Annotated in this window: 19 protein-coding genes; 9 read left to right on the forward strand and 10 right to left on the reverse strand. The window is 66.6% G+C overall.

Going from position 1 to position 26,183, the window contains the following annotated elements; genetic code table 11:
* Window positions 1-148 precede the first annotated feature (148 nt).
* The 4 genes from ACNJYD_RS25725 to ACNJYD_RS25740 all read left to right on the forward strand — a co-directional run bounded on the left by ACNJYD_RS25725 (window position 149) and on the right by ACNJYD_RS25740 (window position 6,278).
* Window positions 149-1,144: an NAD(P)H-dependent flavin oxidoreductase gene (locus ACNJYD_RS25725; protein ID WP_212256902.1), complete on the forward strand. Its 996-nt coding sequence runs from the start codon at window positions 149-151 to the stop codon at window positions 1,142-1,144.
* A 25-nt stretch (window positions 1,145-1,169) separates the two neighbouring features.
* Window positions 1,170-2,138, forward strand: a complete 969-nt coding sequence (locus ACNJYD_RS25730; protein ID WP_212256903.1) for a zinc-binding dehydrogenase — start codon at window positions 1,170-1,172, stop codon at window positions 2,136-2,138.
* A gap of 209 nt (window positions 2,139-2,347) precedes the next feature.
* The gene (locus ACNJYD_RS25735) at window positions 2,348-3,721 is read left to right on the forward strand and encodes a cation-efflux pump (protein WP_439363704.1); all 1,374 of its coding nucleotides are present in this window, start codon (window positions 2,348-2,350) and stop codon (window positions 3,719-3,721) included.
* 226 nt (window positions 3,722-3,947) lie between these two features.
* Complete coding sequence (locus ACNJYD_RS25740) at window positions 3,948-6,278, forward strand: PAS domain-containing sensor histidine kinase (protein WP_212256905.1); 2,331 nt, start codon at window positions 3,948-3,950, stop codon at window positions 6,276-6,278.
* A gap of 3 nt (window positions 6,279-6,281) precedes the next feature.
* On the opposite strand, the gene ACNJYD_RS25745 is transcribed toward ACNJYD_RS25740, so the two are convergent.
* Window positions 6,282-7,175, reverse strand: coding sequence for a LysR family transcriptional regulator (locus ACNJYD_RS25745; RefSeq protein WP_172784256.1), 894 nt, complete (start codon window positions 7,173-7,175; stop codon window positions 6,282-6,284).
* A 225-nt stretch (window positions 7,176-7,400) separates the two neighbouring features.
* Between ACNJYD_RS25745 and ACNJYD_RS25750 the strand changes: the two genes are divergently transcribed.
* From ACNJYD_RS25750 to ACNJYD_RS25770, 5 genes are read left to right on the forward strand one after another with little or no spacing between them, the layout of a single operon-like run.
* The gene (locus tag ACNJYD_RS25750) at window positions 7,401-7,877 is read left to right on the forward strand and encodes a formate dehydrogenase subunit gamma (protein ID WP_212256906.1); all 477 of its coding nucleotides are present in this window, start codon (window positions 7,401-7,403) and stop codon (window positions 7,875-7,877) included.
* Window positions 7,874-9,430 carry a formate dehydrogenase beta subunit gene (locus ACNJYD_RS25755; RefSeq protein WP_439363705.1) on the forward strand — a complete coding sequence of 519 codons (1,557 nt, stop codon included), beginning with the start codon at window positions 7,874-7,876 and terminating at the stop codon, window positions 9,428-9,430. The genes ACNJYD_RS25750 and ACNJYD_RS25755 overlap by 4 nt, the downstream gene beginning before the upstream one ends.
* 10 nt (window positions 9,431-9,440) lie before the next feature.
* Complete coding sequence (fdhF, locus tag ACNJYD_RS25760; RefSeq protein WP_212256908.1) at window positions 9,441-12,326, forward strand: formate dehydrogenase subunit alpha; 2,886 nt, start codon at window positions 9,441-9,443, stop codon at window positions 12,324-12,326.
* Between the two features lie 5 nt (window positions 12,327-12,331).
* On the forward strand, window positions 12,332-13,159 hold the full coding sequence (gene fdhD, locus ACNJYD_RS25765) for a formate dehydrogenase accessory sulfurtransferase FdhD (protein ID WP_212256909.1): 828 nt from the start codon (window positions 12,332-12,334) through the stop codon (window positions 13,157-13,159).
* Window positions 13,149-13,382: a formate dehydrogenase subunit delta gene (locus ACNJYD_RS25770; RefSeq protein WP_172784251.1), complete on the forward strand. Its 234-nt coding sequence runs from the start codon at window positions 13,149-13,151 to the stop codon at window positions 13,380-13,382. The genes fdhD and ACNJYD_RS25770 overlap by 11 nt, the downstream gene beginning before the upstream one ends.
* Here ACNJYD_RS25770 and ACNJYD_RS25775 read toward each other — a convergent pair.
* The 9 genes from ACNJYD_RS25775 to ccmI all read right to left on the reverse strand — a co-directional run bounded on the left by ACNJYD_RS25775 (window position 13,357) and on the right by ccmI (window position 26,140).
* The gene (locus tag ACNJYD_RS25775; protein ID WP_439363706.1) at window positions 13,357-16,326 is read right to left on the reverse strand and encodes a bifunctional [glutamine synthetase] adenylyltransferase/[glutamine synthetase]-adenylyl-L-tyrosine phosphorylase; all 2,970 of its coding nucleotides are present in this window, start codon (window positions 16,324-16,326) and stop codon (window positions 13,357-13,359) included. The genes ACNJYD_RS25770 and ACNJYD_RS25775 overlap by 26 nt on opposite strands.
* Entirely contained in the window at window positions 16,323-17,783 is a 1,461-nt protein-coding gene (locus ACNJYD_RS25780; protein ID WP_212256911.1) for a sensor histidine kinase, read from the reverse strand. Before ACNJYD_RS25780 ends, ACNJYD_RS25775 begins: the two co-directional genes overlap by 4 nt.
* Entirely contained in the window at window positions 17,767-18,447 is a 681-nt protein-coding gene (locus ACNJYD_RS25785) for a response regulator transcription factor (RefSeq protein ID WP_036035209.1), read from the reverse strand. The genes ACNJYD_RS25780 and ACNJYD_RS25785 overlap by 17 nt, the downstream gene beginning before the upstream one ends.
* A gap of 275 nt (window positions 18,448-18,722) precedes the next feature.
* Window positions 18,723-20,303, reverse strand: coding sequence for a Do family serine endopeptidase (locus tag ACNJYD_RS25790; protein ID WP_212256912.1), 1,581 nt, complete (start codon window positions 20,301-20,303; stop codon window positions 18,723-18,725).
* Window positions 20,304-20,524: 221 nt separating this feature from the next.
* Entirely contained in the window at window positions 20,525-21,868 is a 1,344-nt protein-coding gene (locus tag ACNJYD_RS25795; protein ID WP_212256913.1) for a methyl-accepting chemotaxis protein, read from the reverse strand.
* 116 nt (window positions 21,869-21,984) lie between these two features.
* Window positions 21,985-22,479, reverse strand: coding sequence for a cytochrome c-type biogenesis protein (locus ACNJYD_RS25800; protein WP_212256914.1), 495 nt, complete (start codon window positions 22,477-22,479; stop codon window positions 21,985-21,987).
* A 4-nt stretch (window positions 22,480-22,483) separates the two neighbouring features.
* Window positions 22,484-24,466 carry a heme lyase CcmF/NrfE family subunit gene (locus ACNJYD_RS25805; RefSeq protein WP_212256915.1) on the reverse strand — a complete coding sequence of 661 codons (1,983 nt, stop codon included), beginning with the start codon at window positions 24,464-24,466 and terminating at the stop codon, window positions 22,484-22,486.
* A complete protein-coding gene (gene ccmE / locus ACNJYD_RS25810; RefSeq protein WP_172784244.1) occupies window positions 24,463-24,996 on the reverse strand; it encodes a cytochrome c maturation protein CcmE in 534 nt (177 codons plus the stop codon). The genes ACNJYD_RS25805 and ccmE overlap by 4 nt, the downstream gene beginning before the upstream one ends.
* 37 nt (window positions 24,997-25,033) lie before the next feature.
* Complete coding sequence (ccmI, locus tag ACNJYD_RS25815; RefSeq protein WP_439363707.1) at window positions 25,034-26,140, reverse strand: c-type cytochrome biogenesis protein CcmI; 1,107 nt, start codon at window positions 26,138-26,140, stop codon at window positions 25,034-25,036.
* Window positions 26,141-26,183 lie beyond the last annotated feature (43 nt).

Below are 26,183 nucleotides of genomic sequence, written 5' to 3' on the forward strand. Positions count from 1 at the left end.
ACCCAATTATCCGCCTCGCGGAATCACCAACATCTCCTGCATGGTCGCCCCGCCCGGCGGCGCAATAGACTTTTCCCACCCCCGGCGGCATCCTCCCCGCCAGTCAATGGATAACAGAGCGCCACGCCGGGCGCGGGGGAAACAGATCATGTTGCAGACACGGTTCACCAGGCTCGTCGGCGTCCAGCACCCGATCGTTCAGGGCGGCATGCAATGGGTCGGACGGGCCGAGCTGGTGGCGGCGGTCGCCAATGCCGGCGCGCTCGGCTTCATCACGGCGCTGACCCAGCCGACGCCGGAGGACCTGACCAAGGAGATCGCGCGCTGCCGCGACCTGACCGACAAGCCGTTCGGCGTCAACCTCACCATCCTGCCGGCGATCAAGCCGCCGCCCTATGCCGAGTACCGCGCCGCGATCATCGAGAGCGGCATCACGGTGGTCGAGACCGCCGGCAACAAGCCGCAGGAGCACGTCGACGAGTTCAGGAAGCACGGCGTCAAGGTCGTGCACAAATGCACCAGCGTCCGTCACGCCCTCTCGGCCGAGCGGATGGGCGTCGACGCCATCTCGATCGACGGCTTCGAATGCGCCGGCCATCCCGGCGAGGACGACACGCCCGGCCTGATCCTGATCCCGGCCGCTGCCAACAAGATCAAGATCCCGATGATCGCCTCGGGCGGCTTCGCAGATGCCCGCGGCCTCGTCGCGGCGCTGGCGCTGGGAGCCGAGGGCATCAACATGGGCACCCGCTTCATGGCCACCAGGGAGAGCCCGATCCACCAGTCCATCAAGGAGAAGATCGTCGCCAATGACGAGCGCGAGACCGAGCTGATCTTCCGCACCATGCGCAACACCTCGCGCGTGGCCAAGAACGCCGTCTCGACCAAGGTCGTCGCGATGGAGAAGGAAGGCGCCAAGTTCGAGGATATCCGCGAGCTGGTTGCCGGCGCCCGCGGCAAGATGGTCTATGCCACCGGCAATTCCGACGAAGGCATCTGGTCAGCCGGCCAGGTGCAGGGCCTGATCCAGGACATCCCGAGCTGTGCCGAACTCGTCTCCCGCATCGTGCGCGAGGCGGAGGCGATCATTCGCAGCCGGCTCGAGGGGATGATCGTTCAGCAACAACGCGAAGCAGCGGAATAATCACTGCAACACGTGAGAGTATTGCATGAAAGCCTACGTCTACGGCCCTGAAGGCGCGAGGATTTCCGACGTCGCTCAACCGAAGCCGAAGGGCACGCAGGTGCTCGTCCGCGTCCGCGCCTGTGGCCTCAACCGCGCCGACACCGGCATGCGCAAGGGCCACGCCCATGGCGCGGCCGGCGGCGTCGGCACCGTGCTCGGCATGGAATGGGCCGGCGAGGTTGCCGAGCTCGGGCCGGATGCGAAGGGCGTGAAGATCGGCGACCGCATCATGGGCTCGGGCGGCGCGGCCTTCGCCGAATATACGCTGGCCGATCACGGCCGGCTGTTCCACGCGCCGTCGAACATGAATTTCGAGGAGGCCGCCACCCTCCCCGTCGCGCTCGCGACCATGCACAACGCCGTCGTCACCGTTGGCGGCGTGCAGGCAGGACAGAGCGTGCTGATCCAAGGTGCGAGCTCCGGCGTCGGCCTGATGGCGATGCAGATTGCCAGGCTCAAAGGCGCAAAACTCGTGATCGGCTCGTCCACCGACGCCTATCGCCGCGGCCGGCTGAGGGAATATGGCGCCGACCTCGCCGTCGACAGCTCCGATCCGAAATGGGTCGACGAGGTGCTGAAGGCGACGAATGGCGAAGGCGTCGACCTCATCGTCGACCAGGTCTCGGGCAAGGTCGCCAATCAGAACCTCGCCGCAACCAAGGTGAAGGGTCGCATCGTCAATGTCGGCCGGCTCGGCGGCACCCACGCCGACTTCAATTTCGACCTGCACGCGGCCCGCCGCATCGACTATGTCGGCGTCACCTTCCGCACCCGCACGATCGAGGAGGTCCGCGAGATCTTTGCCGAGGTCCGCAAGGACATCTGGGGCGCGGTGGAATCGCGCAAGCTGCAACTGCCGATCGACAAGGTGTTCGCGTTCGGCGACATCGACCAGGCGTTCGCGCACATGGAGGCGAACAAGCATCTGGGGAAGATCGTGGTGACGGTGTGAGGGCGCGGACAGCGGTCCCGTAGGGTGGGCAAAGCGAAGCGTGCCCACGATCTCTGTATCCATCGCGGACGAATGGTGGGCACGGCGCTAACGCGCCTTTGCCCACCCTACTTGGCCGGAGCAAGGCGTAGAACGCTCCTGCAACTCACTCGCGACTACAGCTGTGGATCGGCGCTTGATGTTCAGCCATGGGCTGCTAAATCCCCGCCATGACCTCCCAGCACAACAAGACCTCGGTCGCGGCCATCTCGATCTTCGCCAGCGGCGGCATGGCGGCGGCCAAATTCGTGGTCGGGATCGCGATCGGCTCGCTGGCGCTGATCTCCGAGGCCCTGCATTCCTCGATCGACCTGGTCGCGACCATCATCACCTGGGCGGTGGTGCGGGTCTCCGACAAGCCCGCGGATGAGGAGCACCATTACGGTCATGGCAAGCTGGAAAGCGTCTCGGCGCTCGGGGTCACCGCCCTGCTCTACGTGCTCGCCGGCGGCATCCTGGTCGAGGCCTATAGCCGGCTGCGCGAGGGAACCCCGCCGCCGACCATCTCGGCCGTGCCGTTCGTGGTGCTGGTGATCGATATCGCCGTCAATCTCTGGCGCGCCCGCGCCCTGCACCGCGCTGCGCGCGAGACGAGGAGCCAGGCGCTGGCGGCGGACGCGCTGCATTTCGCCTCCGACGTGATGGGCTCCTGCGCCGTGATCGTGGGCCTGATCCTGGCCGGACTCGGCTTCTGGTGGGGCGACGCCGCCGCCGCCGCCGCGGTTGCCGTGATGATCGCAGCGCTCGGCCTGCGCATGGCCGGCTCGACCGTGCAAACGCTGGTCGATCGCGCCCCCGAAGGCGCGCAGGAGAAGGCCACAGCCGCGATCCGCGGCGTGCCTGGTGTGATCGACGTCGAACGCTTGCGCGTGCGCATGGTCGGAGCGACCACGTTCATCGACACCATCGCGAAGGTGCCGCGAACCTATCCGATCGACCGCGTCGAGGACATCAAGCGCAACGCGCAGGCCGCCGTCGCCAGGGCTTTCGGCGATGCCGACCTCACCTTCGCCGCAGTGCCCGTCGCGCGCGACAACGAAACCGTACGCGACCGCATCATGGTGATCGCGCGCAATTCCGCCCTCGCCGTCCACCACGTCACGGTGCACGATCTTGGCGCCAAGCTGATCGTCAGCATCGACCTCGAGGTCGATGCCGACATGGCACTCGAGGCCGCCCACGATGTCGCCAACACGCTGGAGCGCAATATCAAGGAGGAGTTCGGCGAGGACGTCGAGGTCGACGTTCACATCGAGCCGTTGGAACCGGAACTGCCGTTCGGCGTCGATGCCGCGCCCGAGAGGGTGCAGACCATCGCCGCCGCGCTGGCCGAGTTCGCCGGCGAAGGCGACATCCACGACATCCACAATGTGCGGGTCCGCAACACCGACGCCGGCGAGATCGTCAACTTCCACTGCCGCGCGGCACCGTCGATGAGCGTGATCAAGGTGCACGAGCAAGTCGACGCGATCGAGCGCGCGTTGCGGCGCGCGTTCCCGAGCGTGAAGCGCGTCATCAGCCACGCCGAGCCGCCGCGCGCGTGATGAAGAACGCGCGGCGAGTCACACGTTCCCGTTTCGGACTCCTCGCGTCCGTGAGTTTGCGGACGCGCGATGCACAAACTGCGCGTTGGATAAGAATAATTTCGCGTTAACGATTCGTTGACTCTCGACAGCCCGCGAAAACTGGATTCAAATCGGTGTGATTCGGAAGCGATGTGGGGCTGCTTCCGGACTTCAGTTGCAAGCTGGTTTTCAGGGGGCCGAAGGCATGTCGCGCGCAGACGCCGCGAGCGCGTGCGTCCAATCCGATTCGATCAAGGGATTGGCGCAATCGATCGCGAAACCTGCCTATCACCGGCTCCTGATCGCGGAGCCGGCGCTGCGCCGCGCCGTGCCGACGCTCATCATCGCCTTCCTGATCACGATCTGCCTCGGCGCGTTCGTGCAGGTGGTCGATCAGACGCGCCAGAAGCGACTGGTGGTCCGCCACGACATTTCGGCGCTCGCCGACCTGCTCGCCGAGCGCATCGACCGCCTCACCTCGGTTCGTCAGGAGCGGCTCAGGAACATCGAGAGCCTGCCGACGCTGCTGCCCGATCTCATTCCGTCCTGGGCCACGGCCTCCGGCCGCCACGTCATCGTCACCTCCGCCGGCATCGACCGCCGCATCCTCGCCCGCATCCCGGCCGAGAGCGATCCCTCAGGCAACGACCGCCTGCTCGATGCGATCACGACCGCGCAGCTGATCGCGGCGCCGCCGCGCGACGGCAACATCGCCGACATGACGCTGCCGAGCGGCAACGCGGCGATGGCGACCTCGCGGCAGATCAAGTCGCTGCCCGGCTTCGTCACCGTGATCCAGGAGCGCAACGAGCCGATCTGGGGCTCGGACGCCGCGCTCTCGGTGACGCTGTCGGCGACCACGGGCTTCGTCGTCCTGATCCTCGGCTTCGCCTTCCACTGGCAGTCGACCCGCGCTCGCGAAGGCGATCTCATCAACGACGCCGTGCGCGGCCGGATCGACACCGCGCTCAACCGCGGCCGCTGCGGATTGTGGGACTGGGATCTGTCGCGCGGCCGGATCTTCTGGTCGCAGTCGATGTTCTCGATGCTCGGCCTCGACGGCCGTCACGAGCTCCTCACCTTCGGCGAGGTCAACGCGCTGGTGAAGTCCGACGACATCGACCTGTTCGAGATTGCCGACCAGCTCATCTCCGAGAAGATCGACCACATCGACCAGACCTTCCGCATGCAGCATGTCGACGGCCACTGGATCTGGCTCCGCGTCCGCTGCGAGAAGACGCGCGGCGCCACGGATTCCAGCGTGCACCTGATCGGGATCGCGGTCGACATCACCGAGCAGAAGAGCCTCGCCGAAAAGACCGTGGAAGCCGACCTTCGCCTGCGCGACGCGATCGAGACCATTCCGGAGGCCTTTGTGCTGTGGGATGCGAGCGACCGCCTGGTGCTCTGCAACTCGCACTTCCAGCGCCTGCACAAGCTGCCGGACACCGCCGTCATCCCCGGCACCTCCTACGAGACCGTGCTCGAGGTCGGCCGCATGCCCGAGGTACGCACCCGCCACAACGAGACCGCGGCCCAAGGCCCGGGCGCGCGTACCTTCGAGGCGCAGCTCGACGACGGCAGCTGGCTGCACATCAGCGAGCGCCGCACCAAGGACGGCGGCTACGTCTCGGTCGGCACCGACATCACTCGCATCAAGGAGCACGAGCAGAAGCTGGTCGACAACGATCTGCGCCTGCGCGCCACCGTCATCGACCTCAAGCGCTCGCAGGCCGCGCTGGAGCGCCAGGCGGTCGAGCTCGCCGACCTCGCCGAGAAGTATCAGCGCGAGAAGACCCGCGCCGAGGAAGCCAACCAGACCAAGTCGAAATTCCTCGCCAATATGAGCCACGAGCTGCGCACGCCGCTCAATGCCATCATCGGCTTCTCCGAGATCATGGGCTCGGGCATGTTCGGCGAGCTCGGTAGCGAGAAGTACCAGGAATATTGCCAGGACATCCTGACCAGCGGCCATTATCTGCTCGAGGTCATCAACGACATCCTCGACATGTCCAAGATCGAGGCCGGCCGCATGAAGCTCGACATGGAAGAGCTCGACCTCGCGCAGACGCTGGCCGAATCCTTGCGGGTCGTCACCGGCCGCGCACAGGACAAGCACCTGAAGTTGGATGCCGACATCGCAAAATCCATCTCGGTCGTCGCCGACCGCCGTGCCACCAAGCAGATCATCGTCAACCTGCTCTCCAACGCCGTGAAGTTCACGCCCGACGGCGGACGCGTCGTGGTGCGCAGCCGGCAGCTCGACGACAGGATCGTGCTGATGATCGCCGACACCGGCATCGGCATCGCGCCGCATTCGCTGGCGCGGCTCGGGCGTCCCTTCGAGCAGGTCGAGAGCCAGCTCACCAAGACCTATCACGGCTCGGGCCTCGGCCTTGCCATCGCCCGCTCGCTGGCGCAGCTCCATGGCGGCTCGATGCGCCTGCGCTCGAAGATCGACGTCGGCACCGTCGTGCGCGTGACCCTGCCGCGCGATGCGATCAAGGCGGCGTCGGGGATATCGGCTGCGGCTTGAATCCTACAATTGCAGCGTCGGCGCCACTTCCCGCGCGACGTTGACCAGCGCTGCGATCAGCGGCGTCATGGGATCGCGCTGCGGGACCACCATGCCGATGCTGTAATTGACCTCGGGATCGACGATCGGAATCGACCGCACGGTGTCGGACAGACCGAGCGTCTCGGCGAGCTTCGCCGGCATCACGCTCGCCCAGCGTCCCGTCTTGACGTGCGTGAACAGCACCAGCAGCGAGTTCGACGTCAGCGTCGGTGTCGCCTCCGCACCGACCGATCGCAGCGCGCGGTCGATGATGCGGCGGTTCTGCATGTCGGGCGTCAAGAGGCACAGCGGCACCTGCCCGACCTCGGTCCAGGTCACCGTCTCGCGGTCGCCGAACATCGCGTCCGGCGCGGTGAGCAGGCGGTAGCTCTCGTTGTAGAGCGGAATGGTGCGCACCTTGCCGATCGGCTCGTTCTCGATATAGGTCAGTCCCGCATCGACCTCGAGATTTTCGAGCAGCCCGAGCACCTCGGACGAGGTGGTGGACTGGATGCGGAAGCGCACCTCGGGATGCTTGGCGCGGAACGGCGTCGTCAGCGCGGCGACCATGCCGAGCACGGTCGGGATCGCCGCGATGCGGATCTCGCCGGAGAGCTGATGCTTCAGCCCGTTGATCTCGTCGCGCATCGCGCGGGCATCGCCGACGATCCGCCGCGCCCAGTCGAGCGCCCGCTCGCCTTCAGGGGTAAATCCCTGAAAGCGCGAGCCGCGCTGGACCAGCATCACGCCGAGAATTTCCTCGAGCTGCTTGAGCCCGGTCGACATCGTCGGTTGCGTTACGCCGCAGGCTTCGGCCGCGCGTCCGAAATGTCGCTCCTTGGCCAACGCCAGCAATAGCTCAAGCTTGTCAATCAACCGGTCGTCCCCTCGAATTCCATCGTGGCATGCAAGTTAGCACGCCGGGCCTGCACCAACACGTAAAAACCGGCAGCCGATCCAACTTTCATTACCAATCCGTATCAATCAATCGCGGTTGCAAATCGATCGGAATCCGCAATCGCAGCACGGGACAGCTTTATTGATCTGCGAATGATTCCAACTAGTTTGCGGCGAAGGAAACGCTCTGGTTGAGAACGAAGAATGACAGCGGTTTTTGAGCCTTGGAACGAGACGCGCGGCGCCGAGATCATCGCCGAACATGCCGGCCAGGAGGGCGCGACGCTCGTCATCCTGCACGCGCTTCAGGAGGCGTTCGGCTATGTGCCGGAGGCGGCGATTCCCATGGTGGCGCAAGCGCTCAACCTGTCGCGCGCCGAGGTGCATGGCGTGTTCACCTTCTATCATGACTTCCGACACAAACCGGCCGGCCGTCACGTTCTGAAGCTGTGCCGCGCCGAGGCCTGCCAGGCTGCCGGCGGCGATGCGCTGGCTGCGCGGGCCGAGGCGAAGCTTGGCGTGTCGCTCGGCAACACCACGGCCGACGATCGCGTCACGCTGGAACCGATCTACTGCCTTGGCCTCTGCGCGACCGCGCCGTCCGCGATGCTCGACGGCCGCCTGATCGGCCGGCTCGACCAGAAGCGCCTCGATGCACTGGTTGCGGAGGCGCAGCGATGAGCATGCGTGTCTACGTCTCACGTGACGCCGGCGCCGTCGCCGTCGGTGCCGACGAGGTCGCCCTGGCGCTGGAGCAGGCCGCCGCCAAGCATGGCGTTGCCGTCGAGATCGTCAGGACCGGCTCGCGCGGAATGTACTGGCTGGAGCCGCTGGTCGAGGTCGCAACGCCGCAGGGACGCATCGCCTTCGGCCCCGTCACCGCGCCCGACGTGCCCTCGCTGCTCGACGCGCTCGCCCGCAACACGCCGCATCTGTTGCGGCTAGGGGCCACCGACGAGATCCCCTGGCTGAAGCGCCAGACCCGCCTCACCTTCGCCCGTTGCGGCGTGATCGATCCGCGCTCGCTCGACGATTACAGCGCCCATGGCGGCTACAAGGGCCTCGCGCGGGCTCTGTCGCTTGGCTCGGATGCGGTCCTCACCGAAGTCACCGCATCGGGCCTGCGCGGTCGCGGCGGCGCGGGCTTTCCGACCGGCATCAAGTGGAAGACCGTCGCGCAGGCCAAGGCCGACCGCAAGTTCATCGTCTGCAACGCCGACGAAGGCGACAGCGGCACTTTCGCCGACCGCATGATCATGGAAGGCGATCCCTTCCTGGTGATCGAGGGCATGACCATCGCCGGCCTCACTGTCGGCGCGACCAAGGGCTATATCTACATCCGCAGCGAATATCCGCACGCCGTCGAGGCGATGAATGCCGCGATCGTGGCTGCCAGGCGCGGCGGCTATCTCGGCGACAAGATCGGCGGCTCGAAGCAAACCTTCGATCTCGAAGTCCGCGTCGGCGCCGGCGCTTACGTCTGCGGCGAGGAGACATCGCTGCTGGAGAGCCTCGAAGGCCGTCGCGGCATCGTGCGTGCAAAACCGCCGCTGCCGGCGCATCACGGCCTGTTCGGCAAGCCGACCGTCATCAACAACGTGCTGTCGTTTGCCGCGATCCCCTTCATCCTCTCCGAGGGCGCCAGGGCCTATGCCGATTTCGGCATGGGTCGCTCGCGCGGGACGATGCCGATCCAGCTCGCCGGCAACATCCGCTACGGCGGCCTGTTCGAGACGGCATTCGGTGTGACGCTCGGCGAGCTCGTCGATGACATCGGCGGCGGCACCTTCACCGGCCGCCCGGTCCGCGCGGTGCAGGTCGGCGGTCCGCTGGGCGCCTATTTCCCGCGCGCTTTGTTCGACACCCCCTTCGACTACGAGGCCTTCGCCGCACGCGACGGCCTGATCGGCCATGGCGGCATCGTCGTGTTCGACGACAGCGTCGACATGCGCAGGCAGGCGCGCTTCGCCATGGAGTTCTGCGCCGTCGAATCCTGCGGCAAGTGCACGCCGTGCCGGATCGGCTCGACCCGCGGCGTCGAGACCATCGAGAAGATCATGAGAGGCGAGCGCGCCCAGGAAAACATCGCGCTGGTCGAGGACCTCTGCAACACCATGAAATTCGGCTCGCTCTGTGCGCTCGGCGGCTTCACGCCCTACCCCGTGCTCAGCGCATTGAAGCACTTCCGGGAGGATTTCGCACCCATCCCGACCACGCTGCAGGCCGCGGAATAGGAGAACGACGATGTCTCTGATCGAAGAAATCGACTACGGCACGCCGCGCTCCAAATCCACGACGATGGTGACGCTGACCATCGACGGCAGAGAGGTCACGGTGGCTGAGGGCACCTCGATCATGCGCGCCGCGATGGACGCCGGCCACCAGATCCCGAAGCTCTGCGCAACCGACATGGTCGACGCGTTCGGCTCCTGCCGGCTCTGCCTCGTCGAGATCGAGGGCCGCGCCGGCACGCCGGCCTCCTGCACCACGCCTGTGATGAACGGCCTCATCGTGCACACCCAGACCGAGCGGCTCAAGAAGCTGCGCAAGGGCGTGATGGAGCTCTACATCTCCGACCATCCACTCGACTGCCTCACCTGCGGCGCCAACGGCGATTGCGAATTGCAGGACATGGCCGGCGCCGTCGGCCTGCGCGACGTGCGCTACGGCTATGAGGGCGAGAACCACGTCTTCGCCAAGACAGCTGGCAAGTCCCACGGCTGCGACAACGACCACTGGATGCCGAAGGACGAGTCCAACCCGTACTTCACCTATGATCCCTCCAAGTGCATCGTCTGCTCGCGCTGCGTCCGCGCCTGCGAGGAGGTGCAAGGCACCTTCGCGCTGACCATCTCCGGCCGCGGCTTCGACAGCCGCGTCTCGCCCGGCATGAGCGAAAGTTTTCTGGGCTCCGAATGTGTCTCCTGCGGCGCCTGCGTGCAGGCCTGCCCGACTGCGACGCTGACCGAGAAGTCGGTGATCGAGATCGGCCAGCCCGAGCACTCCGTCGTCACCACCTGCGCCTATTGCGGCGTCGGCTGTGCCTTCAAGGCGGAGATGCGCGGCGAGGAAGTGGTGCGCATGGTGCCCTACAAGGACGGCAAGGCCAATCGCGGGCATTCCTGCGTCAAGGGCCGTTTCGCCTGGGGTTACACCAACCACAAGGAGCGCATCCTCAAGCCCATGATCCGCGAGCGGATCGAGGATCCCTGGCGCGAAGTGTCCTGGGACGCGGCGTTCTCGTTTGCCGCCGCCAGGATGCGCGGCATCCAGAAGACATACGGCCGCGACGCCATCGGCGGCATCACCTCCTCGCGCTGCACCAACGAAGAGACCTATCTGGTGCAGAAGCTGATCCGCGCCGGCTTCGGCAACAACAATGTCGATACCTGCGCCCGCGTCTGCCACTCGCCGACCGGCTATGGGCTCGCCACCACCTTCGGCACCTCCGCCGGCACGCAGGATTTCGACTCGGTCGAGGACACCGATGTCGTTGTCGTCATCGGCGCCAACCCGGCCTCGGCCCATCCGGTGTTCGCCTCGCGCCTGAAGAAGCGGCTGCGCCAGGGCGCCAAGCTGATCGTGATCGATCCGCGCCGCACCGAGATGGTGGAATCGCCGCATGTGAAGGCGCTGCACCTGCCCCTGATGCCCGGCACCAACGTCGCAGTCATGACCGCGCTGGCGCATGTCATCGTCACCGAAGGGCTCGTCAACGAAGCCTTCGTGCGCGAGCGCTGCGACTGGAGCGAGTTCGAGGAATGGGCCACCTTCGTCGCCCAGCCGAACAACAGCCCCGAAGCCACCGCCATCCTCACCGGCGTCAATCCGAAAGACCTGCGCGAAGCTGCCCGCATCTACGCCACCGGCGGCAACGGTGCGATCTATTACGGCCTCGGCGTCACCGAGCACAGCCAGGGCTCGACCACGGTGATCGCGATCGCGAACCTTGCGATGGCGACAGGCAATATCGGCCGTCCTGGCGTCGGCGTGAACCCGCTGCGCGGCCAGAACAACGTGCAGGGCTCCTGCGATATGGGCTCGTTCCCGCACGAGTTGCCCGGCTATCGCCACGTCTCGGGCGATGCCGTGCGCGACCAGTTCGAGGCGCTGTGGAACGTCAAGCTCAACCCCGAGCCGGGCCTGCGCATCCCCAACATGTTCGATGCCGCGGTCGAAGGCACCTTCATGGGGATCTACGTTCAGGGCGAGGACATCCTGCAGTCCGATCCCAACACCAGCCACGTGGTCGCGGCGCTGTCGGCGATGGAATGCGTCATCGTCCACGACCTCTTCCTGAACGAGACCGCGAACTACGCCCACGTCTTCCTGCCCGGCTCGAGCTTCCTCGAGAAGGACGGCACCTTCACCAACGCCGAGCGCCGCATCCAGCGCGTCCGCAAGGTGATGACGCCGAAGAACGGCCTGGCCGATTGGGAGGTCACCATCGGCCTTGCCAAGGCGATGGGCTTCGAGATGAACTACAGCCACCCTTCCGAGATCATGGACGAGATCGCGGCGTTGACGCCGACCTTCGCCGGCGTCTCCTATGCCAGGCTCGACGAGCTCGGCTCGGTGCAATGGCCCTGCAACGACAAGGCGCCCGAGGGCACGCCGGTGATGCATATCGACGGCTTCGTCCGCGGCAAGGGCAAGTTCGTCGTCACCGAATATGTCGCGACCGACGAGCGCACCGGCCCGCGTTATCCCCTGTTGCTCACCACGGGCCGCATCCTCAGCCAGTACAATGTCGGCGCGCAGACAAGGCGCACCGAGAACGTGGTCTGGCACGCCGAGGACCGCCTCGAAATCCACCCGCACGATGCCGAGCAGCGCGGCGTGCGCGACGGCGACTGGGTGCGGCTGAAGAGCCGCGCCGGCGAGACCACGCTGCGCGCGGAAATTACCGACCGCGTCGCGCCGGGCGTCGTCTACACCACCTTTCACCATCCGGACACGCAGGCCAACGTCATCACAACCGATTATTCGGACTGGGCGACCAACTGCCCCGAGTACAAGGTCACGGCGGTGCAAGTCTCGCCCTCGAACGGCCCGTCCGACTGGCAGAAGGCCTATGATGCACAGGCGCGCCAATCCCGCCGCATCGTGCCGGCCGAAGCCGCGGAGTAAGGCGCATGCACGTAGCAGTCCAGGCCATCGATCGCGACATCTGGCGCAACGGCGCAGCCTCCGAAGGAACGCGTTTCGTTCCCGAGGAGACGCCGCTGGCGCTCACCTATAATGGCGGCACCTATGCCGTCATGATGGGGACGCCGCAGAACCTGGAGGATTTTGCGATCGGCTTCAGCGTGAGCGAAGGCATCGTCAAGTCGGTCGACGACATCAAGTCACTCGAAATGGTCCGCCTCGACGACGGCATCGAGCTGCGCATGTGGCTCGCGTCGGAAGATGCCGCGCACATCAACCAGCGCCGCCGCCACATCGCAGGTCCCACCGGCTGCGGCATTTGCGGCGTCGAGTCCATCGCCGAAGCGGTGCGGCCCGCGGCGATCGTCCCGAACGGGCAGACCTTCACGCCCGAGCAGGTCATGGCGGCGATGCAGGCCATCGCGCCGCTGCAATCGATCAATCTGCAGACGCGCGCCGTTCACGCCGCTGCGTTCTGGTCCCCCACAGGCAGCATCGTCGCGCTGCGCGAGGATGTCGGCCGCCACAACGCGCTCGACAAGCTCGCCGGCGCCCTCGCCCGCAGCCGCACGGAGCCGCGCGGCGGCATGGTTCTGCTGACGAGCCGCGTCTCGGTGGAAATGGTGCAGAAGACCGCCGCGATCGGCGCGCCGGTGATGGTCGCCGTATCCGCGCCGACCGCGCTCGCTGTGCGCACGGCGGAGGCCGCCGGCATCACGCTGATCGCCATCGCCCGCCAGGACGGGTTCGAAGTGTTTTCGCATGGCAACCGGATCGTCGCGCGCCATGCCACGGAGGTTGCCGATGTCGCCTGACCGCCTGATCTACATGGCCAACCAGATCGGCAAGTTCTTCGGCAGCCAGGGCCATGACAAGGACGTGCCTGGTATTGCCGAGCACATCAGGAAGTTCTGGGATCCCCGCATGAAGCGCGCGATCTTCGCCCATCTCGATGCCGGCGGTGCCGGCCTGGAGCCCAACGTGCGCGAGGCCATTACGGCGCTGAAACAGGCTATGACCCTTCCAGCAGCGCCCTGAACACGCGCCGCACCTCGCTCTGCGTCTCCTTCACCCGCGCCTCGAGCGAGGAGAAATCCGGCGCGTCGCCGGCGCGCGCCATGACGCGCTGCAGGTCGGTGCCGGCGGTTTCCGGCTTGAAGCGCTCGCTGACGCAGAGCCGCAGGATCTGGGTGAGGTCGTGATAGAGCCGCGCCGCGGCCCGCAGGATCTCCGTCTCCGATTGCGCGAGCACGCCGATCCTGCAGGCATTCTCCAGCACCTGCACGGTGCTGACGTCGAGGATCTCGGGCTTGTCGTGCGCATGCACGAGCTGGAGGTATTGCGCGATGAAATCGATATCGACCATGCCGCCGGCGGCGTGCTTGAGATCCCAGCAATCGGCCTCGCCCTTCTCCTGCGCGATCGCGCGCCGCATGTCGGCGACGTCGTTGGCGGTGATGGCGGGGTCGCGGCGGCGAGTCAGGACATCGCGGATGACGCGCTCGATCCGTTCCCGGAATTCGGGCGACGCCGACACCACCCGCGCACGCGTCAGCGCCATGTGCTCCCAGGTCCAGGCCTCGTTGGCCTGGTAGTCCGCGAACGAGGTGAGGCTCGAGGCCACCGGGCCCGCGCGTCCCGAGGGCCGCAGCCGCATGTCGATCTCGTAGAGCACGCCGTAATTGGTGCGTGTCGTGAAAGCGCTGATCAGGCGCTGGGTCAGCCGCGCAAAATAATGCGCACCCTGCAGCGATTTCGTCCCATCGGAGTCAGGATTGTCGCTGTCGAAATCATAGAGCAGGATCAGGTCGAGATCGGACGAGGCCGTCATCTCGCGGCTGCCGAGCCGGCCCATCGCGATGATCGCGGTCTCCTGGCCCTTGATGCGGCCGTGCTGGGCGGCAAAGCGGTCGGCAACGAGGCCGTGCACGGTGTGGACGATTCCCTCCGCGACGTCGGCGAAGGCCGTGCTCGCCTGCTGCGCCGAGACGGTGCCGGAGAGGATGCGCGTGCCGATCAGGAACAGGCTCTCCTGCCCGAACAGGCGCAGACGATCGAGGAACTCCTCGTATGAACCGGCGTCCTGCACCGTGGTCGCGAGCCGCCCGGACAATTCCTGCCTGTCGGGCATGGCCCCGAAGAAGCGCGGATCGATCAGGCCGTCCATGAGCTGAGGCTGACGCGCCAGCATGTCGCCGAGCCGGGGCGCTGCTCCCAGCACCAGCGCCACCAGCGCGACGAGATCGCGGTTCTGGCCGAGCAGCGTGATCAGCCGGCCACCCCGCTGCAGTGCTCCGAGGAAATGATCGAACGAAACGACGGCGCGATCCGGCTCTTCGGCATGGGCAAGGCCGTCGATCAGGGCGGGCACGAACTCGACGAAGGCGCTTCGCGTCGCCTCAACGCGGAAGACGCGATAGTCGCCGGTGATCCAGTCGCGCACCGTCTGCGCGACCGCGGCCGGCTTCTTGAAGCCGAGCGTCGCCAGGTGCTGCAGCAGGCGCGGATCGTCGGGGCCCGCACCGTAGTCGAGCGCCGGCAGCTTGGCCGTGCCGGTGGGGTCGTCGCCCTCGAACAGTTTTTCGTAGTGGCCCTGGACGATCTGGAGCTGGTGCAAGAGGTCGCGCGCAAAGGCCTCGCGATTCTGATAGCCGAAGAACCATGCGAAGCGCTCGACCGCCTGCTTGTCCTCGGGCAGCGTGTGGGTCTGCTCGTCGGCGATCATCTGCAGGCGATGCTCGACCCGGCGCAGGAATTCGTAGGCGATCGTCAGCTCGTCGCGCGCCGCCGCAGTGATCCAGTTGCTGGAGGCGAGCACGTCGAGCGCCTTCAGCGTCGGCCGCACCCGCAAGTCCGGATGGCGGCCGCCGGCGATCAATTGCTGGGTCTGCGCGAAGAACTCGATCTCACGAATGCCGCCGCGCCCGACCTTGACGTTGTGGCCCTCCACCGCGACCTCGCTCTGGCCGCGATAGGTCTGCATCTGCCGCTTCATGTCGTGCACGTCGGCAAGTGCTGCGAAATCGAGATGCTTGCGCCAGACGAACGGGGCGATCTCGGCGAGCAATGCCTCGCCCGCCCTGGGATCGCCGGCACAGGCCCGCGCCTTGATCATCGCGGCGCGCTCCCAGGTGCGCCCTTCCCGCTCGTAATAGTTCAGCGCGGCATCCCGCGAGATCGCCACCTGCGTCGAGGACGGGTCGGGCCGCAGCCGCAGATCGACGCGGAAGACGTAACCGTCATAGGTGCGCTGCTGCAGGATGCGCGCCATGCCTTGCGTCACGCGGACGAAGAACGGCTGCGGCTCGATGTCGGGCGCGAGGGTCGTCGCATCGGGATCGAAGAACACGATCAGATCGATGTCGCTGGAATAGTTCAGCTCGCCCGCGCCCATCTTGCCCATCGCGAGCACGATCAGGCCGCAGCCCTCTTCGGGTGCTTCGGGATTGGGCGGTAAGAGCTTGCCGCGTGCGGCTTCCTGCCGCAGCAGATATTGCAGCGCCGCCTGCACCGAGGACACCGCGACATCGGTCAGTGCCGCCGTCACCCGCATCACCGGCCAGACACCGCCGATGTCGCACAGCGCGATCAGGAGCGCAGCTTCCGCCTTCATGCGGCGGAGCAGCCGCATCACCTCGGCCTCATCCGAGGCCGCGAGCACCGCGCTGCGCGCCACCGCGACCAGCGCCGCCAGATGCACATCCGGATCGCAGTCGAGCAGCCGGATCAGGCGCAAGGCATCGGCGCGCACGAGATCGAACAGATAGGGTGAAAATTCCGCGATCCCGGCGAGGATGTCGCGGGCGAAGGGATGGCCCAGGTGCGTTTCGAGACGGGCCGATTGTGCCGGCTCGAGCTCAGCCAGCCAGCTTTCGAAACGGCGTTCGTCGATTGCGGAAGCGGCAATATGGGGAGCCTCCGCGAAGCGTGCGGCCAGCCTCTCACCATGCTTGTCCGCGTTTCCCGGCGCGGAGTGGTTCATGCCACCTTCTGTGGCACATCCGGTATTGGCGGAGCAACCCTGTCGCCGGCACCCGCGCGCGCCGGCAGCACGAGCGTGGCGACGAGGCCGGGATGGGCATCGCCCAAGCGCAATTCGCCGCCGTGCAACGTCGCAACCGCCGAGGCGAGGCTGAGGCCGAGGCCCGAGCCCGGCAGCGTGCGGCTGGCCTCCAGCCGCACGAATCGCTCGATGACGTGCTTGCGATCCGCTTCGGGGATCCCCGGACCACGATCGGTGACGCTGAGCAGCACGTGGTCGCCATCGCGCCTCGCCTCGATCGTGATTTGCCTTGCGTCCATGCTGACCACGGTTCCCGCGGCCTGTGCCGCGGGCTTGCCGTATTTGATCGCGTTCTCGACGAGATTGGCGAGCGCCTGGCTGATCAGCTCGCGATTGGCATGAACCGGTGTCGGCTCGCACCTGACCTTCAAGGTCATGCCGTCGTCCTCGGCGAGCGGCTCGTAGAGCTCGTGGATGCCCTCCGCGACCTCCGCGGCGTCGAAGTCGTCCATGTTGCCCCGCGCTTGTCCGGATTCCGCCCGCGCGATCATCAGAAGCGCGTTGAAGGTCCGGATCAGCCCGTCGGACTCCTCGATGGTCCGCTCCAGCGCGGCGCGATAATCCGCCTCGCAGCCCGATTTCGCCAGCGCCTCCTCGGCGCGGTTGCGCAGCCGCGTCAGCGGCGTCTTGAGGTCGTGGGCGATGTTGTCGGAAACCTCCTTCAGCCCCGCCATCAGCGCCTCGATCCGCTCCAGCATGGCGTTGAGGTTCTCGGCGAGGCGGTCGATCTCGTCGCCGCTGCGCCCCACGGGCAGGCGCTCGCTGAGATCGCCCGTCATGATGCGCTGCGCCGTTCCGGTCATCGCATCGATGCGCCTCAGCACCCGCCGGGCAACGAAAATGCCGCCGCCGAGGCCGAGCACGACGACGATCAGCACCGAAAACTGCGCCGCCTTGGCGACGATGCCGAACAGGCGCCGCCGCTCGGCAAGGTCGCGGCCGATCAGAAGCCGGAAGCCGTTCTCCAATTCGGTGACGCGAACCAGTGCGCGATGATCGCGGTCATCACTGTCCTCGATCCGCCGGTAGGCTGTCTCCGACCAGCCGCGCGTCGCCAATACCCCCGGCGCCAGCGAGCCGACATTGCCGGCAATCGCCTGGCCCGTCGGCGTGGTCACGAGGTAGAGGTTGGCGCCCGGCCGCAGTGCGCGGTACTCGATCGTGCGCACCAAGCGAACCATGCCGCCGCGGCCGTAGATCTCGTTGATCTCCGAGGTCTCGGCATTGACCGTCTGCGTGATCTCCTCGGTGATCAGCCGCCGCGTGTTCCAGGCGAAATAGGCCAGCAGCGAAGCCGCGAACATCGCGAACAGCAGCAGATAGACCAGCGTCAGCCGGAACGCCGTGGTGCGGAAGAGTTTACCGAATGCCGTCACGGATCATATATCCCGCGCCGCGGATCGTGTGCAGCAGCGGCCGCTCGAAGCCCTTGTCGATCTTGGAGCGCAGCCGCGAGATGTGCACGTCGATGACGTTGGTCTGCGGATCGAAATGATAGTCCCAGACGTTCTCCAGCAGCATGGTGCGCGTCACCACCTGGCCGGCGTGCTTCATCAAATATTCGAGCAGACGGAATTCGCGCGGTTGCAGCGTCAGCTCGTCCTTGCCCCGGGCGACGCGATGCGAGAGCCGATCGAGTTCGAGATCACCGACACGATAGAGCGTCTCTTCGGCGGGACCGCCGCGGCGGCGCGACAGCACTTCGACGCGGGCCAAGAGCTCGGCGAAGGAATAGGGTTTTGGCAGATAATCGTCGCCGCCGGCGCGCAGGCCCTTGATGCGGTCATCGACCTGCCCGAGCGCGGAGAGAATCAGCACCGGCGTGGTGTTGCCCTTGTCGCGCAAGGCGCCGATCAGGGACAGGCCGTCGCGCTTGGGCAGCATGCGGTCGACCACCAGCACGTCGTACTCGCCGTTCTCGGCCATGGCGAGGCCTTCCTCGCCGTCGGCGGCGTGGTCGGCGATGTGTCCGACCTCGCGAAACGCCTTGGCCAGGTAGTCGGCGGATTCGCGGTCGTCTTCGATGATGAGGAGGCGCATCGTGCGTTCGGCGGCGATCAAGGAGGTCAACCTTCTCTAAACATGGCGCGGGCGGCAATCGCATGCAAGCCGAGCGGGAGAAGCTCGAAGCGGGAAAAAGGCGGGCGGTGAAGCTGGGGGGACCTCACCGCCCTAGGCCTTCCGACGGAGGGGGGCGTAATTCCACCGGAAGGTAGACGAGGGAAGCCAGCTTTGCGCTGCTTCCCCGAAGGGCGCCGACGGCGGGGGCGACTGATGCCGGCGACACCCTTCATCTCGTGGGCCTCCTGAAGGCCTCAGCCCTTGGCGAGGGGCACCGCGACGAAGCGCGACTGGCCGCCGCTCTTCACGCGCATCAGGACGCTGTTCTTGTTGTCGGTCCGCGCCGCGTTGATGGCGTCGCGGACTTCGCCGGCGGTCGCCACGCTCTTGCCGCCGACCTCGAGGATCACGTCGCCTTCCTTGAAGCCGCGTTCGGCCGCGGCGCTCTTCGGATCGACCTCGGTGACCACGACGCCTTCCTTGCCGGCGCCGGCCACGGAATTGGCGGGCGCAACGGTCATGCCGAGCTTCGGCACGTCGGTGCCCTTGCTGGCGCCCTTGCCGCTGTCATTGTCGGTGTCGGCCTTGGCCTCGACCGTGTTCGGCAGCTGGCCGAGGGTGAGGTTGATGACCTTGTCCTGGCCCTTGTGCAGCACGTTGAGCTTCACGGACGCGCCGGGCGCCATGCCGCCGATGGTACGGGCGAGCTCGCGGGCATCCTTGACGGGTTCGCCGTTGACCGCCGTGATCACGTCGCCGGACTCGATGCCGGCCTTGGCCGCCGGACCGTTCGCCTGCGGCTCCGCCACCAGCGCGCCTTCGGCCTTCTTCATGCCGAGGCTGTCGGCGATGTCGGACGTGACGGGCTGGATCTGCACGCCGATCCAGCCGCGGCTGACCGAGCCCTTGTCCTTGAGCTGCGCGACCACGCTCTTGACCGTGTTGGCCGGAATCGAGAACGCGATGCCGACGCTGCCGCCGGAGGGCGAGTAGATCGCGGTGTTGACGCCCATCACCTCGCCGTTGGTGTCGAACGCAGGACCGCCGGAATTGCCCTTGTTCACGGGCGCGTCGATCTGGATGAAATCGTCATACGGACCGTTGCCGATGTCGCGGCCGCTGGCGGAGACGATGCCCGCGGTCACGGTGCCGCCGAGACCGAAGGGATTGCCGACCGCGAGCACCCAGTCGCCGATCCGCGGCTTGCTATCCGCAAGCTTGGCGAACGGAAAGTTGGTGCTGCCCTCGACCTTGATCAGCGCGAGGTCGGTGCGCTGGTCGGTGCCGATCACCTTGGCGGTGTAGGTCTTGCCATCGTCGGTGGTGACCTCGACCTTGTCGGCGCCGTCGACCACGTGGTTGTTGGTCACGGCGTAGCCGTCAGCCGAGATGAAGAAGCCGGAACCCTGGCCCTGCACGACGCGGCCACGACCGCCGCCCTTCAGGCCTGGGATGCCATCCGGACCGCCGAAGCGGCGGAAGAAACGCTCCATCGGCGAGCCCGGCTGGAACGGCGAGGACGAATCGTCCCCGTCATCGTTGCTGGCGGTCTTCTCCTTGATGTTGACCTTGACCGAGATCACCGAGGGCTTCACGCGCTCGACGATGTCGGCAAAGCCGATGGGACGCTCGACCTTGCGGACCTCGTTGTTGACCTGCGCATGCGCCGGGCTGGAAAACAGGTCGGCCGGCGACGTCGACGGGCTGAAGCCATAGACGGCCGCGCCGAGACCGGCGACGACCGAGGCCATCAGCGCGAACTTGCGCGCGGAAAACACCGACCGGCGCGGCTGCCGGTAGGACGGGAGGTTCGAGAGGTCGATACGATCGTTCATGCAGAAATCTCCAGGGCCCTGAATTCCTTTTGGTGCCGGATGTCGGCACCTTGCGGACCTGAAGATGGGGACTCCCGCCTTACCGCGCGCTGGCGGCGGGGTTAAACTTTTGTAATGAAGCGATGGTGCGGATGCGGCAGTTTAGCACAGGCCGAAAATCGTGGTCTTCCAGGAACTTAATCGAGTTCCGCTGACTAGGCGGCGGGCGCGATTTCTCCCCCTCAGCTCGCCCTGACACTGACGATGAACTCGTCGACTTCGCGCTTCAAGGTCTCGGCCTGCTGCGACAGATCGACCGCCGAATCCCTGGCCTCGGCCGCCATGCGGCCGGTTTCGGCGGAGGTGGAGGTGATCTGGACGATATGGTTGGAGACGTCGAGGGTTCCGCGCGCGGCGTCCTGGGCGCTGCGCGTGATCTCCTGCGTGGCGTTGCGCTGCTGGGCGGTGTCGATCTCGATGCCCGACATGATGGACGAGATCTCCGACAGCGTCTTGGAAATGCCGTCGATCGCGCCGCGGGTCTCCGCGGTGATGCCCTGAATGCTGGCGACATGGGAGGTGATCTCCTCCGTCGCCTTGCTGGTCTGATGCGCCAGGTTCTTCACTTCCGAGGCGACCACCGCAAATCCCTTGCCCGCTTCGCCGGCCCGTGCCGCCTCGATGGTGGCGTTGAGCGCCAGGAGATTGGTCTGCGATGCGATCGCCTGCACGAGCTGGACGACCTCGCCGATCTTTTCGGCGGCATCCGACAGCGTGTGAATGGTATCGCGGCTCTTCTCGGCCTGGCTTGCGGCGCCTTCGGCGCGCTGGGTCGCGTCCGTGACGCGGCGGCTGATCGTGCCGATCGAATTCGTCATCTCCTCGGCAGAGCCTGCGACCGTCTGCACGCTGGCGCTGGCCTGACCCGCAGCGCTCGCCACCGCATTGGCCTTGGTGCTGGTGTCGTTGGCGGTCCGCGACAGCGTCTCCGCGTTGGTCTTCAGATGCACGGCCGATGACGCCACGCTGGCGACCACGCTGGCGACGAGATCGTTGAAGCGCTTGATCCTGTTATCGAGGAATTTCGACCGCTCGGCCTGATGCTGCGCTTCATGCAGTTGCTGCTCGGAGAGGCGGCGCCGCTCGATGCCGTTGGTCTTGAACACCTCCAGCGCACCGGCAAGCAGGCCGATCTCGTTGCTGCGGCCGAGCCCCGGAACGGAGGTGTCGAATTTCTGATCGGCAACCTCGCGCATGGCATGGACGATGGCCGCCAGGGGATTGAGGATGCCGTTGCGCACGGCGAACCAGGTGGTGAAGCAGATCGCGAAAGCGACGACGGCGATCACGCCGCAGGCGACCAGGAAATAGGAGAACGCGGTCTGCGCCTGCTGGTAGATCTGCATGGCATGGTCGCGCGCCGGGCCGCTCAGTGCGGCGAAGTCCGAGGACAGGCTGGTGATCTCGTTGTTGAGATAGAGCACCGCGATGAAGCCGGTGCCGCCGCCGATGCCAAGCAGGAACAATAAAGCAGCGACGACGGCGCCGACCAGGAAGCGGATCGTCAGATTGCTGTTCGCGAACATCGGGGGACTCAGGAGCTGGGATCAGATCTCGCGACAAGCTTCCAGACAAAGGTCAATTTAGCATGAACCACGCAGCCGCTGCCGCGGCCTACGTGGCACCACGTAGCTCGACGGCTTCAGGACGACTTGGTTTCAGGACGACTTGGTTCGTCCGACATCAAGGCCGCGAGCCGCGCCTGTTCGTCGGGCGTGAGCGGCGGGGCCGGTACGTCCACACCGCTTCGCGCGCGACGGCGGATTTGCAGCCACAACGCCAGGCCGCCGCCAAGCAGCAGCACCGGCCCGAGCAGCCACAGCAGCAGGGTCTGCCGCTCGAAGCGCGGCTTGAGCAGCACGAACTCGCCGTAGCGCGCCACCAGGAAGTCGAGCACCTGCGAATTGCTGTCGCCGGCCGCGATGCGCTCGCGCACCAGCAGGCGCAGGTCGCGTGCCAGCGGCGCATCGGAATCGTCGATCGACTGGTTCTGGCAGACCATGCAGCGAAGCTCGCGCGACAATTCGCGCGCGCGCGATTCCTTCACCGGGTCCGACATGATCTCGTCGGGCTGCACCGCGTGGGCCGCCGGCAAAGCCAGCAGCAGCGCGATGAACGCGGCCATCATCCAGCGCATCGGATCATTCCGCGGGCTGCAGGCGCTGCTTGGCCCGTGCCGGCTTCGGCGCGCCGACCCGCAGGCGGCGGTCGGAGAGCGAGAGCACGCCGCCGAACGCCATCAGCACCGGCCCCCACCAGATCAAGAGGACCAGCGGCTTGTGATAGATGCGCACGGCGATGGCGCCTTCGGCGGTGGCATCGCCGAGCGAGACGTAGAGCTGGCTCGCGCCGCGCGTCAGCAGCGCCGCCTCGGTGGTCGAGGAGCCGCGCGTGGTGAAGCTGCGCTTGGACGGCGTCATCACCGTGACCACCTCGCCATCGCGGCTGATCTTGAACTCGGCGATCATCTCGCGGTAATTCGGGCCCTGGCGTTGAAACAGCCCGTCGAGCTTCAGGTCGTAGCCGGCGACGTGGGCGACGTCGTTCGGCTTCATGGTCGCGATGTATTCGCTGTTCCAGGTGGTCTCGCAGACGATCCCGATCAGCGCGACGCCGAGGCCGGCATGCGCGAATGCGGTGCCCCAGGCCGAGCGCGGCAGGCCGCGCGCCCGGTGCAGCACCGTTGCGAACGGCAGGCGCACCAGGCCGGTCCGTTCGACGAGGTCGGTGACGGCGCCGGCAATGACGAAGACGCCGAGCCCGATCGCGAGCGGCGCCAACGCGCTGCCGCCCCGCACCCAGGCCCAGACGATGGCGACCACGACCAGCCCGGCAACGCCGGCCGCGAGCAGGCGCTGCATCACGCCGAGCAGGTCGCCGCGTTTCCACGCCAGCATCGGCCCGAATGGCACCGCGAGCAGCAGCAGCGCGAACAGCGGCGCGAAGGTGAGATTGTAGAAGGGCGCGCCGACCGACATCTTGAAATCGGCGAGCATCTCCATCGCCAGCGGATAGAGCGTGCCGAACAGCACGACGGCGCAGGCGACGGTGAGCAGCAGATTGTTCAGCACCAGCGCGCCCTCGCGCGAGATTGGCGCGAACAGGCCGCCCTGCTTCAGCGAGGTGGCGCGGCCCGCGAACAGCGACAGGCTGCCGCCGATGAACAGGCAGAGGATCAGCAGGATGAACACGCCGCGGGTCGGATCGGTCGCGAAGGCGTGCACCGAGGTGATGACGCCCGAGCGCACCAGGAAGGTGCCGAGCAGCGACAGCGAGAAGGTCAGGATCGAAAGCAGGATGGTCCAGACCTTCAGCGCGTTGCGCTTCTCCATCACCAGCGCCGAATGCAAGAGCGCGGTGCCGGCGAGCCAGGGCATTAGCGAAGCGTTCTCGACCGGATCCCAGAACCACCAGCCGCCCCAGCCGAGCTCGTAATAGGCCCAGTACGAGCCCATGGCGATGCCGAGGGTCAGGAAGATCCAGGCGACCAGCGTCCAGGGCCGCACCCAGCGCGCCCAGGCCGCATCGATCCGGCCCTCCATCAGCGCCGCAATGGCGAATGAGAACGAGATCGAGAAGCCGACATAGCCGAGATAGAGCATCGGCGGATGCACGGCGAGGCCGATGTCCTGAAGCACCGGATTGAGGTCGCGTCCCTCGATCGGCGGGCTGGCGATGCGCAGGAACGGGTTCGACGTCATCAGGATGAACAGATAGAAGGCGCTGGCGACCCAGGCCTGTACGGCCAGCACGTGCGCACGCAGCGACAGCGGCAGATTGTTGCCGAAGCCTGCGACCAATCCGCCGAACAGCGCGAGGATCGACACCCACAGCAGCATCGAGCCTTCATGGTTTCCCCACACGCCGGTGATCTTGTAGAGCAGCGGCTTCATGGAGTGGGAATTCTCGTAAACGTTGGCGACCGAGAAATCCGAATACACGTGCAGCATCACCAGCGCCGTGAACGAGGCGCCGACGAACAGCAGCTGCGCCAGCGCGGTCGAGCGCGCCACGTTCATCAGGGCGGCGTCGCCGAGGCGCGCGCCGATCAGCGGCACGATGGACTGGATCAGGGCCAGAGCGAGTGCCAGCACCAGCGCGTAATGTCCGGACTCTGCGATCACCGCACCGCTCCCTGCGGATTGCCCTGCGCGGTCGCCGCGGGCCTGGCACCGGAGGCTTGGGTACCAGAGGCTTGGGTACCAGAGCCTTGGGCGCCGTAATCGTCCTTCCAGTGCCCCTGCTTCTTCAGGGCATCGGCGACGTCCTTGGGCATGTAGGTCTCATCGTGCTTGGCAAGCACGGTATCGGCCTTGAACACGCCGTTGGCGTCGAGCGCGCCTTCGGCGACGACGCCCTGCCCTTCGCGGAACAGGTCGGGCAGAATGCCCTTGTAGGCGACCGGCAGCTTGGCGTTGCCGTCGGCGACCTCGAACGTCACTGCGAGATTGTCGCCGCGCCGGAGCGAGCCGGGCTGCACCAGGCCGCCAAGGCGAAACCGCTTGCCGGCCTCGACATGCTTCTCGGCGACCATGGTCGGGGTCGAGAAGAACACGATGGAGTCGCGCAGGGCGTTGAGCACCAGCGCGGCCGCGAGCGCGAGCACGGCGAGCGATCCGCCGATGATGGTCATACGTCGCTGCTTGCGCGTCATGGCGTATCCGTTCTCCGCATCTCTCGTCCCGAAATCGTCATCCGCCGATCCCGAGAGTCCTCAGGCCTTCGTTGAGCTGGCGCAGCCGCTCGGCGTTGCTGGCAACCGCCTGCCGGGCATCGACTGACGCCCCCATTGCCTTGTCCCGCTCGCCCATCACCAGATAGGCGCGCACCAGACGCAGCCAGCCTTCGACATCGTCGCCGTTCTGCTTCAGCCGCGTCGCCAGACGATCGACCATGCCGCGCACCATGGCATTGCGATCGACTTCGGCCATGTCCTTGGAGGCAGCAACCGTCTCGTCGGACAGCGCGGGCATCGTGCCGCCCCCACCGACTCGCGCCAGCGAGGACTGCACCAGGGCACGCCACGGTGCGTCCGCAGGCGCTTTCGTAAGCAGCGCGCGCCAGATATTGGCCGCATCCTCCTTGCGCCCATCCTGCTCGGCGGCAAGACCCAGGAAATAATTCGCCTTGGGGTCGTCGGCGTTCAAGCCGCGTGCGCGCTCGAATTCGGCCTTGGCCTCCGCGGTCACCACGCCGCCGGCGGCGGCCGATATCGCTTCGCCGAGATCGGACCGGCGCTCCGCGCTCTCGCCATTGTAGGTGAGCGAGTTGCGATAGGCGCGCACCGCGTCGTCGAAGCGGCCGAGCCGCTCCAGAACCGGCGCGAGCACGTTCCAGCCGCGACCGTCCGTCGGATTCTTTTCCAGATGCTGCTCGACCTGCACGACGAGGTTCTCGAGCGACTGCGCCATGCCGGACCCTCGCTCCCGCTGCGCGAGGGGGAAGTCCTGCAGCCGGGGGGAGCCGAGCGGCATGTAGACGCCGATCGCAACGAGCGGCAGGCCGGCAAGCGCCAGCACGGCCGCCGCGCGGCGCCATTTGAGGTTCGACATCGGCGCCGTTGCCGGCTCGCTGGCCGCCGCCGCAAGCAGCCTGCGGCTGATCTCGACGCGCGCAGCCTCGGCTTCGGGCGCCAAGATCAACCCTGCGGCCAGATCACGCTCGATCTCGGCCAGCTGGTCCTTGTAGACCGCGACCTCGCTGCCCTGATCTTGCGCGCGGCTGGTGCGACCAAGCGGCCAGAGCACGGCGAAAATCGCCGCGACCGTCATCAGCGCGAACACGAACCATAGCGTCATCTGGCAAGCTTCCGGCGGCGCCTGAACCGCGCCTGTAGGTGCC

The organism is Bradyrhizobium sp. SPXBL-02 (assembly GCF_051853065.1).
In the GTDB taxonomy this organism is placed as follows: domain Bacteria; phylum Pseudomonadota; class Alphaproteobacteria; order Rhizobiales; family Xanthobacteraceae; genus Bradyrhizobium.